Raw genomic sequence first — 15,176 nt, forward strand, 5'->3', positions numbered from 1 at the left:
TAGGACACCTCACTATTCCGCATACAAATTCAGCTGAGATAGGACAGTTTTAGGCTCCACGTATTTTGAGTGTATTTTTTCGTTTTCGCGCACTAAACGCAAACCTTCCAGCAGGATCTTGTCATTGCCTGACAAACCTTTCTGCACCACATAGATGTGCGGCAACTCGGCGGCAACGGTAATTTCGCGGGACCGCAGCACATTGTCTTTATCCAGCACATAGACGTACTTCTTGTCCAGGACCTCAAAGGTGGCTTTCTGCGGAATGAGCAGGGCGTTCTTCATGGGCACTTCCATGAGGATATTGCCGGTCTCGCCGTGGCGCAGGAGCCCTTTAGGGTTGGGGAAGGTGGCCCGGAACGCGATGTTACCGGTCTCGTTGTTGAAGTCTGCCTCAATGGTCTGCACCACACCAGCGTAGTCAAACACCTGGCGGTTGGCCATTTCCAGTTTCACCTGGGTTTGGTTCTCGCTGTGCTGGCTCGTTTTATAATCCAGGTACTCGGCCTCGGGCACGTTGAAATAAACCCACATCTGGCTGTTGTCTGAAAGGGTGGTCAGCAGATCGCCTTCGTCTACCAAGCTACCCAAACGTACCTGGAAGTGGTCCATGATGCCGTCAAACGGGGCTCTGATCTGGGTGAATCCCAAATGCACCTGGGCCAGGCTCACCTCGGCTTTGGCCTTGTTCAGTTTGGCCTTCGCCATGGCCAGTTCACCGGGAGCCACCACGTTGTTGGAAGCCAGCTTTTTGGTGTTCTGGTACTCAATCTCCGCGAAACTGGCTTCGGCCTGGGCTTTCTGCAGCTCGGCCTGGTACATCACGGGCATGATCTGGAACATGAGCTGTCCCTTTTTCACGTGCTGTCCTTCGTCCACGAAGATCTTCTGCAGGTAGCCTTTTTCCAGGGCCCTTACCTCAATGTGGCTGATGGAGCGGATCTGGCTCACATATTCCTTGGTGATCAGGGTGTCTTTTGCCAGAGGACTGGTGACTAAAAAGCTAGTCTCCTCTTCCTTTTCTTCTTTCTTGGAGTGACAGGCCGTTTGGCACAACAGTGCGCATAAGCCCATAAGCATGAAAATTCTCTTCATACTGGTTTTTGAATTATGGATATGAAATGGGGTTTGGGATATTCTTTTGGGAGAGGGATACCACCGCACGCCGGTGCTCTCCTTTTGCTGAAGGCAAGTGAATGCAGGCAACCAGTGGTAGCCCAGACAGTGCCAGACTGCCTGAGATTTGTTACTTCATACCCTGAGAGGGAATATGAGCTACCTTAAAAATGATTTTTTGAAAGGTGTATGACGTAATGATACACGGGTGCGACCAATGGGTAGGGTTCTACCAGTGGAAGCGGGAAAGCAAAAGGCTCCAACAGAGAAACGTTGGGGAAGTCAATTTGCCCAATAAGGAGTTAAATCAAATTCTGAGTACCCGGAAGATGAGGTACAATCTGTGGGATGAGGAAAAAGAAAATTGCTTACAGTAATGTAAGACGCTTGTAAGAAGGGCCAGGAGAAATGCGAATGCCTGGGCAGAGAAAATAGCAGCCAGGAACGGACTGCTTTCAAAAAGCTTTTCGGGAGAAGTTAATCTGTCTTCCTCTATCTCGGTTTCGGTGGGCGCTAAGGTATCGTGGGTTTTAGCGGCACCTACTGAGGAAGATTTAAGTAAAAAGGCGTGGGCATTATGTACATTCTGTACTGCGCCTTTGATACTTGTTAAAGGAGAAAAGAAAGTGCTTTCCTGATAGGTATGGGCAGACAGGTAACCCAATACCCCCAACAGGAGAATACCCAAGGACAGGAAATATTTAAGTACTGCCTTTCTCATCTGGGCACAAATGTATACCGGGTTATTAAGTTAGGCAAGCAGAGCTTCTTTTATATTCGTTAAAACAAAAGATAAAGACCATGAACTTGCTCAAACAAGAGATGAAACCTTAAGAATTTAATAATCCGATAACCTGGAAAAAGAGTAAGTTAGCCCGCCAAAGCAAAAAACGCCCATTCACAACTAGTGAGTACCTGGGCCACGACACATAAATTTCAACCAACTAAAAAGATGAAGGCAGTAGGATTCAAAACATCACTTCCCGTATCAGAACCAGAGAGTTTTATTGATTTCGAAACCGAGAAACCCACTCCCACCGGCCATGAACTCCTTGTGAAAGTGAGCGCCATCTCGGTAAACCCCGTAGACTATAAAATCAGGCAAAATTCTGCCAAAGACACCGTATTGGAGCAGCCCAAAATCATTGGCTGGGACGCCGTAGGAGTAGTGGAAGCCGTAGGAGATGCCGTTTCCTTGTTCAAAGAAGGCGATGAGGTGTATTACGCCGGCGACCTCACCAAACAGGGCTGCAATGCCGAGTACCAGGTCATTGATGAGCGGATTGTAGGCAAAAAGCCCAAAACCTTATCTGACGAAGCCGCCGCTGCTATTCCATTGACGGCCTTAACCGCCTGGGAAACCTTTTTTGACCGGATGCGCCTTTCGCCCGAACGGGACCAGAACAAAACCTTATTGATCATTGGCGGCGCGGGCGGCGTAGGCTCCATTGCGATCCAGATGGCCAAAAAACTGCTGGGGCTCACCGTGATCGCGACTGCCTCCAGACCAGAATCCATTGAGTGGTGCCAGAACCTGGGTGCCGACTTTGTGGTGAATCACCGGAACCTGGTGGAAGAAGTCAGAAATACCGGTTTTCAGTACGTAGACTACATTGTGGACTTTGTAGACACCAACCAATATTGGGATGCCATGGCCGATCTTATCAAACCACAAGGCCACATTGCTTCCATCACCGGCAGCGCCACCCCTATTCCGCTGAACAAAATCAAAGGCAAGAGCGTGACCTTCTCCTGGGAACTGATGTACACGCGCTCCACCTTCCAGACCGAGGACATGGTAGAGCAGCACCACATCCTGAACCGGGTAGCTGATTTGCTGGACCAGGGCGTTCTGCAGGGCACCTTAACCCAGACGCTGCACGGCTTATCTGCGGAAAACCTTAAAAAAGCCCATGCTCAGCTGGAATCCGGGACCACCATCGGGAAACTCGTCATCAAGTTCTAAAAACAGGTTGTTTTCTGAAAAAGAGCCTGAAAACGGTTACCCTGAAGTGCCAGGTAAATCAACAAGGCGGCTCTTTCGCGTTTTCAGGTTCTTTTCAGAAAATCAGCTTTAAAACCCGATGTCTTTTCGTGCAGGCTCCTCCCCTATTTTGAGGCCGCTGCACAGAGAGAAATATAAATACTATATTTGCCCCGACCTGTTTCGGCGGGAATCCGTAGCTAAAACCAAACCTACAGACTATGATAACAGTTGACCAATATGACTTCCAGGGCAAACGCGCCCTGGTGCGCGTTGACTTTAACGTGCCTCTCAACAGTGATTTTGAGATCACTGACGACACCCGCATTAGAGCGGCGGTACCTACCATCAAGAAAATCCTGAACGATGGCGGCGCAGTGGTGCTGATGTCGCATCTGGGCAGACCCAAAGGCGGGCCAGACGAGAAATACTCGCTCAAGCACATCCTGAAACCATTGGAGCAGGCCTTTGGGGTACCGGTTCAGTTTGCGCCAGACTGCGTGAGCAGCGAGGCCGTTGAGATGGCCAACAACTTAAAGCCAGGCGAGGTTTTATTGGTGGAGAACCTGCGGTTCCACAAAGAGGAAGAACAAGGAAACCAGGGCTTCGCGGAGAAGCTGAGTTTGCTGGGCGATGTGTACGTGAACGATGCCTTCGGGACGGCGCACCGCGCGCACGCCTCCACCGCCATCGTAGCCGACTATTTCCCACATGATAAAGTGTGCGGTTACGTGATGCAGGCCGAGCTGGACAACGCCCGCCGCGTGCTGGAATTCGTGGACCGTCCGTTCACCGCCATCATGGGCGGCGCCAAAATCTCAGACAAGATCCTGGTGATTGAGCAATTGCTGGACCGCGTGGATAACCTCATCATTGGCGGCGGTATGAGCTACACCTTTGCCAAGGCGCAGGGCGGCTCCATCGGGAATTCACTGCTGGAAGAAGACAAGCAGCAACTCACCCTTGACCTCCTGAAGAAAGCCGAAGACAAAGGCGTGAAAATCTACTTACCCGTAGACACCGTCATTGCCGATGCTTTTGACAACAACGCCGAATCTAAAGTAGTACCAAGCGGCACCATTCCGGACGGTTGGATGGGCCTGGACATAGGACCAGAAACCCGCGCCCAGTTTGCTGAGGTGGTGCGCAATTCAAAAACCATCCTGTGGAACGGCCCAATGGGCGTGTTTGAATTCCCGAACTTCGCGGTAGGAACCAAAGCCATTGCCGAGGCCGTAGTAGATGCTACCAAAAACCACGGCGCTTACTCCCTCATTGGAGGTGGTGACTCAGCTGCGGCAGTAACCCAGATGGGCCATGCGCATGACGTTTCTTACGTATCTACCGGTGGCGGTGCCCTTCTGGAGTACATGGAAGGCAAAGCCCTGCCGGGTGTGGTTGCCCTTCAAATGGAAGAAACTCCTTTGTAATAAACACCCAGCATCTTTAAAACAGCAAAGGCGGCAAGTGATCTTGCCGCCTTTGCTGTTTTTTGTCTGTTTTATGAAAACTAGCCGTAAAACTCACGCCATTTTTTGAAGGATAGAGATTTAGAAGCTTTCATTCGAACTTAACATATTAAATCAACTAAGAACATTATTACTTTTTCATCAGGTTTCCTTCTGGTGTATAGCCCACTATTCCGCTTTCCAGCATCTCCTGCAATAAATCGCCTAAAAGCTCCTGCTCTGACGAACTGAAATGCATGGCAATGGACTTGGGATGCAACGGAAACTCCTTTAGGTAGCGCAGCACGCGGGCCTCCATGTGAAGTTTGTTTTCGTCTAGTTTCTTTTTCTTTTTCTCACTGAGGCAGTAATCACATATGCGGCAGGGCGTAGAAGATTCCTCGCCAAAGTATTTCAGGATCTGGATGGTGCGGCACTGTTTGGTGTTCTGCATGTACTCTACCACGGCCTGAGCTTTCTGAATAGCCCGCTCCCGGAAATAATTCAGTTGCCTCTGGTCAATGGGCAGAGAGGCGGCATCGTACCGGGGAGCCGTGAATTGTACTTGCGGGCCGTCGTGCTGCGGTTCATACACCAGCACTTTGCGTTGGTGCAGGTGTTGTAATTGCTGCCGCACAGATGCTTCTGGCACGCCTAAATGCTTCGCCAAGCCCGCCTCAGAGATCTTCACGAAGTCCCGGAACATCTCGCCGCCGTACAGCCGCAAAAGGCCTTTGATAATGGGTTCCAGAGTTTCATTCATCAACTGGAACTCATACAGCTGAGTGTTCCCTAACAGGAAATTCACTTTAGATGGCGCGTAAAAACCTTCGTTCAGTTGCAGCACGCCCTCCCCTTCCAGGAGTTTCAGGGAGAAATGCACCTCCAGCGGAGAGAGTTGGTATGTGCGACTGAACTCATTCAGATCAAAGTCAAAGGATTGAAAAGCGCCGCTGCCAATGGCCAGTTTGTAGAAGTTGGCCAAGGCCTGGTATACCCGTTTCAGGGTTTCTACGGGCGGATAAGCTTCTTCGGTTTTCTTTACCAGCAAGGAGGCATCTTCGGGGCCCAGCAGCACGGTGGCATAGCTGTACTTCCCGTCTCTGCCGGCCCTGCCAGCTTCCTGGTAATAGGCTTCCAGGGAATTTGGGAGGTCCATGTGCACCACCAGGCGGACATCGGGCTTGTCAATTCCCATCCCGAAGGCGTTGGTAGCCACCATGACGCGTACCCGGTCCAATAGCCAATCGGTTTGGGCGGCGGCGCGGGTCTGGTGCGGCAAACCGGCGTGGTAGGCCGTGGCTTTGATTCCTTGCTTTTGCAGCCATTGCGCCAGCTCCACGGTGCGGCGGCGGTTACGCACGTAAACGATGGAGGTGCCGCCCATCTTGTTCAGGATCTCGCGCAACCGCCCTTCCTTGTCTTCGGTTGGCAAGACAGAATAAGACAGGTTCTTCCGGGCGAAACTTTGCTGAAAGACGTTCTCCTCTTTGAATTTAAGCTTTTCCTGGATATCGATTTTAACCAACTCGGTGGCCGAGGCGGTGAGCGCCAGCACCGGTACGTTGGGAAGCAGATCGCGCAGTTTGGCAATCTCCAGGTAAGGAGGCCGGAAATCATAGCCCCATTGCGAGATGCAGTGCGCCTCGTCTATGGCCAGCAGGTTCACTTTCATCCGTTTTACCCGCTCCTGGAACAGCTCGGTCTGCAAACGCTCCGGCGACAGGTACAGGAATTTGACGCCCCCATACACGCAATTGTCCAGGATCAGGTCGCGTTCCCGCTCCGGTTGACCGCCGTGCAAAGCGGCTGCGGAGATACCGCGTTTGCGCAAGTTCTCTACCTGGTCTTTCATCAGGGCCACCAAGGGGGATACCACCACGCACACGCCCTCTCTGGCCAGCGCAGGCACCTGGAAACAAACCGATTTCCCGCCGCCGGTAGGCAGAATGGCCAGGGTATCATTCCCGGCCAGTACCGAGTTGATGATGTCCTCCTGCCCCGGCCTGAACGCCTCGTAACCCCAATATTGCCTAAGGATGTCATTGATGTCTGCCATAGCGCCCAAAAATACGAAATTGTTGGGTGTGGGATGGCGCAAGTTGCAGTTCAGGAATGTAATAGGTAATTGAGGCTATCACTGTTATCGAGGCAGGAACTGGCGCGGGGGTTTCTTCCGGGGCTCTCAAAAGATGAAAGGCACGGAAGTAACTTCCGCGCCATAGTATGCCATAGTAGGCCAGGGCATGTTAAGGATTAATGGTTTAGCTGTTTTTATCCCCATTTAACCAAAACAGCCTAAAAAAGAAAGCCCGGCCAATTGGCCGGGCTTCACACATTCACTTCTATTTAAAACAAGTTAGGCAGCGGCAGATTGCTCGTGCTCACGTTCCTCAATCACTTTCTTCAATTTGGTGATGGACTGCTTGGCGCGTTCCTCATCCAGTTTGTTGATGTTCAGGAGCATTTTGGTTTTCTCCTGACGGGTAATCACTGGGTTGTTCAGCAGACGAATGATTTCTTCTTTCTGCTTGGCAGTGGCATACTTCACAGGTGCTTCCTCAGCTACAGGAGCCGCAGGTGCGGCTGCTATAGGAGTTACCACCGGTGCTGGCGCAGCTTCTGCCACTGGCTCGGCCGGAACCGCTTTCATGGTTTTGGCCGGAGCCGCCGCTGGTTTCACCTGATGCTCAACTTTTGGTTCTTGCACGTTACCTTGGTAATCCATCTCCTCAGCGGGGGTTGGCTCATAACCGGCGGCACGGATAATCCAGGCCAGAATGTTCCGGTAAGCTTTCCCGATAGCCCTGGTCTGGGCCATAGAGGCAATCGCATATTCCTGGTAGTATTTGCGGCCCTGCTCTTTGTTAGAGCAGATGGCAAAGCCGGCACCCACAATTTGCTCGGTACGTAAGTTCAGCAAATTCACCTTAGCCAAATACTTAATCTCAGAGCTGTCGCTCATATTCACGAGCTCCTCTACCACTGGCAGAATACCTAAGCGGGAACCAGCGTACTGCCAGCCTTCCACGTTCACGTACTCTTTGCCCTGGATGTTCTGGAAGAGTCTGTTCTCCTTGATGAACTTGGCTAAGTCAACGGCCAAGTGCATGGTCTCATCAGAGCGGGAGATATCAAAACTCTCAATTTTGTGCTTCTTCTGCACTTTCTCTTCGTTTGTCACTTGATTCGTCTTCGTCTGCATTTTCTTTCGTTTCAGTTCAAAATCATAACAGAACAACCCAGGTAAAAGTGCCAGTTTTCTTCATTTTAACACTAATTAATTTAGCTGATTATCAATTACTTACGCAGCTTTGCTAAAAAAGTTTTAGCAAAGCTGCGTAAGTAAGATGAAGCAACGTGTGCTAGCCTTCCCAAGCGTTCTTTCCCCCATACATCTCCTCTAGAAGAGGCATCCTGTGGCAGCGTCCTTAACCTCCTGAAAACCAACCTTTCCCGTTAAATCACCCAGGAGGTGTGGAAACTGGGCAACGTACAGGAAGAATTCAGGCTCATTGGTCCACCATGAAGCGGGATAAAAGGAGCAGATTCATTTTTACGCTTATTTTCTGAAAAAGGACTCAAAACGGTTGGGAATTGAATTACATGGGTGGCTTAGTTGATGGGCTAGGCACAGAAGGTTGCGCTCAAAATGGAGAAGGGCTGCCCATGCAATTTGCCCATCTGCCCCACTATCGCCACACTTTCACTCCCCAAACTGGGGAAAAGCTCTACAGTTTTATAAACTGGCCAAATTAGCCATCAACCTCTAAATAATTGACAATCAATTAACTACAAAGAAACGCACCTTTCTGGCACGGCAATAGCAACTAAGACAGCAACTGACTTATTCATCACCTAAATTTTCTAAACATGAAGAAAGTTATCTTATCAGCCTTCGGACTTTTTGTATTTGCCACTGTTTCTGCCAACGCACAAACTCAGACAGCGCAGACTGCCCAAACCAAGCCTGCCGCTACTGCCGCGCAAGACAACAAAACTCCGGTAAAAGTTGAGGAACTCCCTGAGGCCGTTAAAACTGCCCTCACCTCAGACGCAGGCTTGAAAGAATGGACTCCTACCACTGCCTACCTGGTAAAGGACGCAGCCGGCAAGGAATATTACACCATTGAAATGAAGAAAGGCGAAGAAAAAGGCGCCATCAAATTAGACAAAGACGGCAACCAAGTAAAATAAGCGCTTACTGCTCCCGTTAGACAAAGTAAAACTATGAAAGTAGAGAGAGCTGGGTTTTCCCAGCTTTCTTTATTTTTACCCCCGGGAGACAATAAGCCAGGCATGACGCGCATACTACTCATAGAAGATGACCTAACCTTTTCCATGATCCTGGAAAGCTTTCTCAAGAAGCAGGGATTCCAGGTACAGGTAGTGCATCGGGTGAGAGATGCCCAGAAAGCCTTGATTGAACAAAACTTCCAGCTACTCCTAGCCGATTACCGCCTCCCCGACGGCACCGGCCTGGAACTTCTCCAATACCACCGGGCCAGCGCTCATCCATCGCCGGTGATCATGATGACCAGCCTGCAGGAAGTAGGCACCGCCGTAAGGGCCATGCGCCTGGGCGCCTTTGATTACATCACCAAGCCCGTAAACCCAGACGAGTTGCTGATGGTGGTAAAAGAAGCACTTCAGGAAAAAGAAAAACCGGCAACGGCAACACCCACTCCCACAGCGGCCTTTATCACCGGCAAAAGCGAAGTGGCCCAGCGCCTGCACGAGATGATCCAGCTGGTGGCCCCCACTGATATGTCGGTGCTTATCCAGGGCGAAAGCGGTACCGGCAAAGAGTACGTGGCACGCACCATTCATGACCAAAGCAAACGTTCCAAGGCGCCGTTCATTGCTATTGACTGCGGGGCTATCTCGGGGGAAATTGCCAACAGCGAACTCTTCGGGCACGTGAAAGGCGCTTTCACCGGGGCCCTGCACGACAAACAGGGAGTATTTGAAGCAGCCCAGGGCGGCACCCTCTTCCTGGACGAGATTGGCAACCTGAGCTACGAGATCCAGATGAAGCTGCTACGGGCACTCCAGGAACGCGTCATTCAGCCTTTAGGCTCTACCAAAACCATTCCCGTGGATGTGCGGGTCCTTACCGCCACCAATGATGATCTGATCTCCAGCGTGAAGAACGGCGATTTCAGGGAAGATCTTTACCACCGCCTGAACGAATTCAAGCTGCGGGTTCCGGCCCTGCGCGAACGCGCCGATGATCTGTTTCTGTTTGTGGAACACTTTATTGTGCAGGCTAACACAGAACTCACCCGTCAGGTAATCCGCCTCTCGCCGGAGGTAACCGAGATTTTCAGGCAGTATGCCTGGCCCGGTAACCTGCGAGAACTGAAGAATGTGGTGAAACGAGCCGTGCTGCTCACGCCAGACCAGGAGATCAAGAAACAGGCCCTGCCCGATGAAATGTACGCCCTGGTCTCCCAACCTACCACCCAGCCCTACGGCCCCGACCTGAAAGCCCTGCAGGAAGCCAATGAACGGGAATTGATTTTGAAGACCTTGCAGGAAGTGCGCTACAACAAATCCAAAGCCGCCCGCCTGCTTAACATAGACCGTAAAACGCTGTACAGCAAGCTGGAGAAATACAACCTTCTGGAGTAGACGGAAGGCGGTTTTAAGCTTGTTTTACGGAAAAGAACCCCGAAACCGAACGCTATTCTTCCAGAACTGTTTCTTCAGAAGCCGCTTTCTCCTGGATGATTCCTTTCAGAAGTTCCACATCTTTGGCCAATTGCAGGATCTCAGCTTGCAGAGGTGCCAGCGTTGGCTGTGTCCGCAACGATGCATCCACTTTTCTCAGCCGGGCAGATAACTTTTTGGCTCCCACTTGACCGGTTCTGCCCGCTAACCGATGCAGAGTTTCCAGAACCTCATTTGGATTTTGTTCGGAGAGCGACAAGAATAGCACTTCCAGATCCTGCCCGGTTTCCGTGATGAATTGGTCCAGTACCGCCTTCAACATTTCCTCGTCCTGACCCAGCATTTGCCGCAACGGGCTTAGATCCAGCTCTACGCCTACAACCGGTGCCTCCACTGGGAGCGTTTGAATAGAAGCCACTCTGCCATTTACCACCGTCATCAACTCCTGTTCCCGGAAAGGTTTCATGAGCAATCCGTCAAATCCTTGGGCCAGGATGGATTCCCGTTCCTCGGGCAAAGCCTCAGCGGTAAGCGCGAAGATCTGCACGTCTGAATTGATTTTCTGCCGCAGGGCTCGGCATAGCTCTATCCCGTTCAAGCCCGGCATGCGGATGTCCAGCAAGACCAAACCAATGTTTTCGTCCCATTCTTTGTGCAGCAAGGAGGCAGCGTCATGCGTGCAGGTACAAGCCACTCCGTTTTTGCGCAGAATAGAGCCGCACAGTTCCAGAATAAAGGCGTCATCATCTACCACCAATACTTTGCCGGTTTTCAAAGGCTTTTCTTTCTCGGGAAGCAACCGGGTATCAGGTTTCTCTATTTGCTGAGGGGCTTGGGTAAACGGCAACTGAATCTGGAAAACTGAGCCTTTGCCTACCTCACTTTGCACCGTTACCGTTCCGTTTTGCCCCTCGGCCAAAGCCTTGACAATGCTCAGCCCTAGTCCGGTACCTCCGCGGGTCCCTCCCGCTGCGCCATGCGCCTGCTCAAAGGAATGGAAAATAGTCTCCAGTTTATCAGAGGGGATGCCCAACCCGGTGTCAGAAACCTTGAACCTGAAATCAGCCTGGTTCTGGAAATCTACCGCCGAAACGGAAACGGTTACGCCGCCCACATCGGTGAACTTGATGGCGTTGCTGATGAGGTTGTACAGCATTTGCCGCAGCCGGAAGGGATCGCCCACGTAGGTCTGGTCTCCGGAAACCGAGTACTCCAGTTCCAGTTGAAGATGCTTCTGAAAAGCGGCTACCTGCATGGTCTCCACCACCTCGGTGACCAGTTGCTTCATGTCAAAAGGTTGCTGCTCAAACGTGAATTTCCCAGACACAATGCGGCTGTAATCCAGCACTTCATTCACAATGTGCAGCAGGTGCTCCGAGGATTGGTAAATGGCATCCAGGGCTTTGCGCGAGGGTTTCTCCTGGGTTCTGATCTGCTCAGAGAAACCCAGAATGGCCTGTAGCGGGGTCCTGATTTCGTGGCTCATATTGGCCAGGAACTGCTGTTTCACCTGCCCTAACTGCTCGGCTTCCTCTTTGGCGGCAATGAGCGCTTTGCGGTATTTGTTGCTGCGGGAAATATCAAGGAAAATCAGGAAGACGAACAGCGCAGATCCCAGTGAAAACAGAATCATGATGTTGTCAATACGATCAATGCTGCCGTTCACTACTTCTTTGGCGGCCTGGTTGTTCTGCTGCATGGCTGCCAGTTCCTCGGCCTCAATGGTGCGCAGGATGTTCAGCAACTGGCTATGCAACTGGCTGTTGGCCGTTACCCACTGCATCTCCCGACTCAATAGTTGGGTGGTGCGTTGGTGGTGCTCGCGCTCAATGCGGCGCATCATTTTTTCCACTTTCCAGATCACGCTGTCTTGCCGGGCCACTGAAAGCGTGTCTACCTGCACCTGCAGCTCTTCCTGTACCTGTTTCAAAGCTGCCGGCAGCTCCTCCTTTTTCCCGCCAAACAAGCGGCCTAAGAAGGATTGCTTCTGTTTTTTAGGTGCTTCGGCTAAAACTTCCTCAGAAGGCAGAATGGTAGTGGTGGTGATTTTCTTGCTGGCCGTTACCACGGTGCTGTCAACCTGAGGCTTGCTTTTGGCGATTTCCTGGGAGATTCCGGCAATCCGGCGGGAAAGGGCCTCGTTTCGGTTCATGTCAATCCTCAGCTTCACGTATTGGTTGTAGAGCCTTTCACGCTGCAGAAGCTTGGTTTCCATGGAGTTCAGCAGGCGAAGTTGCTGCGGATTGTCGGCGCAGTAGGCCCGCAAAGAATCCAGCGTCAGTTGCAGTTGCTTTATCTTGGCTTTGAAACGGTACTGCGGTTTGGCGGGAGTGCGGGTGGCATGCGCCCGTTGCAGTTGGTCTAACTGGGCGAGGCTCTGAAACAGGGAGTTGACGGTGCGGAGTTTCTCGTTGGGCGCTGAAACATCCTCCACCGTAAGCAGGATGTTTTTGAACCCTTTGTGCGTGATGGACCAGGACATGGCCACCGCCAGGACACCCAACAAAACCGCGGCAATAATCTTACCCCGGATAGATTGGAGAGAGAACGTTTCTTTGACCTTGGGCATCCCTGACAGGCGTTAAGTTCATCAACCAAACGGTCAATCTTACTTAAAAGTACAGAAAAACCGCCTAAATGCCATGAGAACGCTCCGAATCCTGCTCTGCTAGCGCAGCTTTATCCGCCAGGCGCCTTCCTCTTCCAGCACGTGTACTTTGTAACCAGCCGCCCTGAGTTCGGTGGCTTTTCTGGCGGTATAGCGCCGGGAATTGGTCTGGTCCAGGATTACGTGACGAGTGGCAACTATCTCTTTCAAGCGATCTGCCGGAGCCCACACGTTGTCTTGCAACACCACGGCATCCAACGGTACAGGATTTATTATCCCACGGGGTAAACGCCTAAGCCAAAGCAGTTTCTTCCCTTGCCAGACCAGCAGTTGGTTGCCTTCCGGGGTGAAGGTAAAAGGCAGAACCGGTTTTGTGCTTGTTTGGGTAAAATCAGCCTCCAAACGGCTTTCCTGCCGAACGCCTTTCGCCCACCAATAAGGCTGCACCTGATACGAAAACAACTGCGGTTGGGAGTAGAAAGCCGAATCGGCGGAAAAAAGGACTTGCCGGCCCTGCACCAAGCTGACGGCGCTGCTCCGCCGGACACTGTGAAGCACCAGTTCCTGGGTGTGGCGCTGGTAAAAAGCCTCGGTAAGCTCTGTGCCGGAGATAAAAGCCAGACACAGCACCGAGGTTGCCAACCAAACCAGCTGCCTCCGGACCAGGAACACGACCACAAAAATCAGGAACAGGTACAAAGCAACCACTTGCCCGGGGGTGATCACGAAGCCGTCCAGAATGGAAACCGGCCAGCGCTCCAGCCACAGCAAAAGTTCGTTCATCAGCCAAAGCGTCCACTCCAGTAATTGACCTAATATCCCGTTTACCACCGGGAGCCAGAAAAGCAGCATAAATGCCACTCCAAGGTACAGGGCAATGGAAGAAAGCGGCACGGCAATGAGGTTGGCTACCCAGAAGTACACGGGGAACTGATGGAAGTAATACAAACTTAAAGGGAAAGTAGCCAATTGCGCTGCCACCGAGATCGCCAGCAATTCCCAGACAAGCCTTACCAGTTTTTGCTCAGGGTTCCATAGTTGCAGGAACAAAGGTTGCAGCAGCACAATGCCCGCCACGGCCAGAAAGGAAAGCTGGAAACCAACATCGAACAGGAAGTTGGGCTCATACAACAGCAACACCAAGGCTACAATGGCCAGCGTGTTCAGGATTGAGGACTTCCGCTGGATCAATCGGCCAAGTTCCACCAACGAGAACATGCACACCGACCTCAGCACCGATGCCGACAAGCCTGTCACAAACGCATAAAACCAGACCACGCCCACAATCACCAGAAACACCGCCAACCGGCTGGTCTTGGAACGTCGTAGGGGTTGTAACAGCATCAACAGCACGCCATACAGCAAACCCACGTGCAAGCCGCTCACCGCCAGCACGTGCATGGTGCCGGTACGGGCGTAGGCATTCCTGAGAGCGGCATCCAGATCATCCTGCACACCTAACACCAGCGCATGCGCAATGGTCAACTCCCGGGCTTGTTGGATATGTTCTTTGAAAGCGCTCTCCAGCCTCTTCCTCACGTGCAGACTGATCGCGACCAAAGCACTGGGTGGTTCATTCCCTATAACAAGCCAGTGACTGACGGGCAGGTAGGCCTGCCACTGGATGTGCTTCAGGATTAGATACCGTTTGTAATCGAACTGGTAAGGATTAGCGGAGGCTGCTGGTGGAGTAAGGTTCCCTTGTACTAGCAATTGATGACCGTATTGGAGGGAATCGGCTTGAGGTGAGCGAGGGAAGAAAACTGCCACCTGTCCTTTGGCCAGGTACCACTTTCCGTTAGCAAGCACCGCCTCCACTCTGCCCACTGAACTGACCGATTTAGGCTTCAACGCCACCGCTTTGACCAGCGTGATTTTATAATGGCTAATCTGCTGAGTAGGGACTGTAAGTGTTTCCGGTCTGTTTTTCAAGGAACTGCCCCAAAACGCAATTACCATTACGGTGAGCATTCCAATTGCCCCGGCCCATCTTCTTCTCCTAGCCAACGGGCGCTGCCTGGCCCACCACCGTACTGCCAGAAACAGCAGTACCATAAAAGCCACTGCCGGTCCTGCAAAAGAAAAGCGGTGGCCTACGGCGTGGAACAGGATGATTCCCAGTACAAAGCAGCCCATCAAACGCATTGCACCGGTGATCATGGGTTAGTTGTTTAGATTTTTAGGAAGGTACAATAAATGAAAACCCCGGGAGCAACGCAGATGCTCATCAGAAAAGGCAATTTGAGATCCTTGGAACAGATTTCTCAGGTATTTTGGGGTACCTGTCGCGTTCAGTTTCTCCATAAAGGACTTTCAAAATGGCTGCTTCTTTCTGAAAACCAGAGTA

The 15,176-nt window shown here is 51.7% G+C and carries 9 protein-coding genes; 4 read left to right on the plus strand and 5 right to left on the minus strand.

What is annotated here, in order from left to right:
• Positions 1 to 12: 12 nt before the first annotated feature.
• A complete protein-coding gene (locus JT719_RS04590) occupies positions 13 to 1,095 on the minus strand; it encodes an efflux RND transporter periplasmic adaptor subunit (RefSeq protein ID WP_207431317.1) in 1,083 nt (360 codons plus the stop codon).
• Between the two features lie 973 nt (positions 1,096 to 2,068).
• On the opposite strand from JT719_RS04590, the gene JT719_RS04595 reads away from it, so the two are divergent.
• Complete coding sequence (locus JT719_RS04595) at positions 2,069 to 3,082, plus strand: zinc-binding alcohol dehydrogenase family protein (RefSeq protein ID WP_207431318.1); 1,014 nt, start codon at positions 2,069 to 2,071, stop codon at positions 3,080 to 3,082.
• A gap of 239 nt (positions 3,083 to 3,321) precedes the next feature.
• Complete coding sequence (locus tag JT719_RS04600) at positions 3,322 to 4,530, plus strand: phosphoglycerate kinase (RefSeq protein ID WP_207431319.1); 1,209 nt, start codon at positions 3,322 to 3,324, stop codon at positions 4,528 to 4,530.
• 169 nt (positions 4,531 to 4,699) lie between these two features.
• On the opposite strand, the gene JT719_RS04605 is transcribed toward JT719_RS04600, so the two are convergent.
• On the minus strand, positions 4,700 to 6,607 hold the full coding sequence (locus JT719_RS04605) for a RecQ family ATP-dependent DNA helicase (RefSeq protein WP_207431320.1): 1,908 nt from the start codon (positions 6,605 to 6,607) through the stop codon (positions 4,700 to 4,702).
• A 300-nt stretch (positions 6,608 to 6,907) separates the two neighbouring features.
• The gene (locus tag JT719_RS04610; RefSeq protein ID WP_207431321.1) at positions 6,908 to 7,753 is read right to left on the minus strand and encodes a hypothetical protein; all 846 of its coding nucleotides are present in this window, start codon (positions 7,751 to 7,753) and stop codon (positions 6,908 to 6,910) included.
• Positions 7,754 to 8,421: 668 nt separating this feature from the next.
• On the opposite strand from JT719_RS04610, the gene JT719_RS04615 reads away from it, so the two are divergent.
• Entirely contained in the window at positions 8,422 to 8,745 is a 324-nt protein-coding gene (locus JT719_RS04615; RefSeq protein ID WP_207431322.1) for a hypothetical protein, read from the plus strand.
• A gap of 102 nt (positions 8,746 to 8,847) precedes the next feature.
• Positions 8,848 to 10,182 carry a sigma-54-dependent transcriptional regulator gene (locus JT719_RS04620; RefSeq protein WP_207431323.1) on the plus strand — a complete coding sequence of 445 codons (1,335 nt, stop codon included), beginning with the start codon at positions 8,848 to 8,850 and terminating at the stop codon, positions 10,180 to 10,182.
• Between the two features lie 52 nt (positions 10,183 to 10,234).
• Here the strand turns inward: JT719_RS04620 and JT719_RS04625 are convergent, their stop codons facing one another.
• The gene (locus tag JT719_RS04625) at positions 10,235 to 12,790 is read right to left on the minus strand and encodes an ATP-binding protein (RefSeq protein ID WP_207431324.1); all 2,556 of its coding nucleotides are present in this window, start codon (positions 12,788 to 12,790) and stop codon (positions 10,235 to 10,237) included.
• A 99-nt stretch (positions 12,791 to 12,889) separates the two neighbouring features.
• Complete coding sequence (locus JT719_RS04630; RefSeq protein WP_207431325.1) at positions 12,890 to 14,989, minus strand: ComEC/Rec2 family competence protein; 2,100 nt, start codon at positions 14,987 to 14,989, stop codon at positions 12,890 to 12,892.
• Positions 14,990 to 15,176 lie beyond the last annotated feature (187 nt).

Origin of the sequence: Sabulibacter ruber, assembly GCF_017355955.1 — a bacterium.
Classification (GTDB): domain Bacteria; phylum Bacteroidota; class Bacteroidia; order Cytophagales; family Hymenobacteraceae; genus Nibribacter; species Nibribacter ruber_A.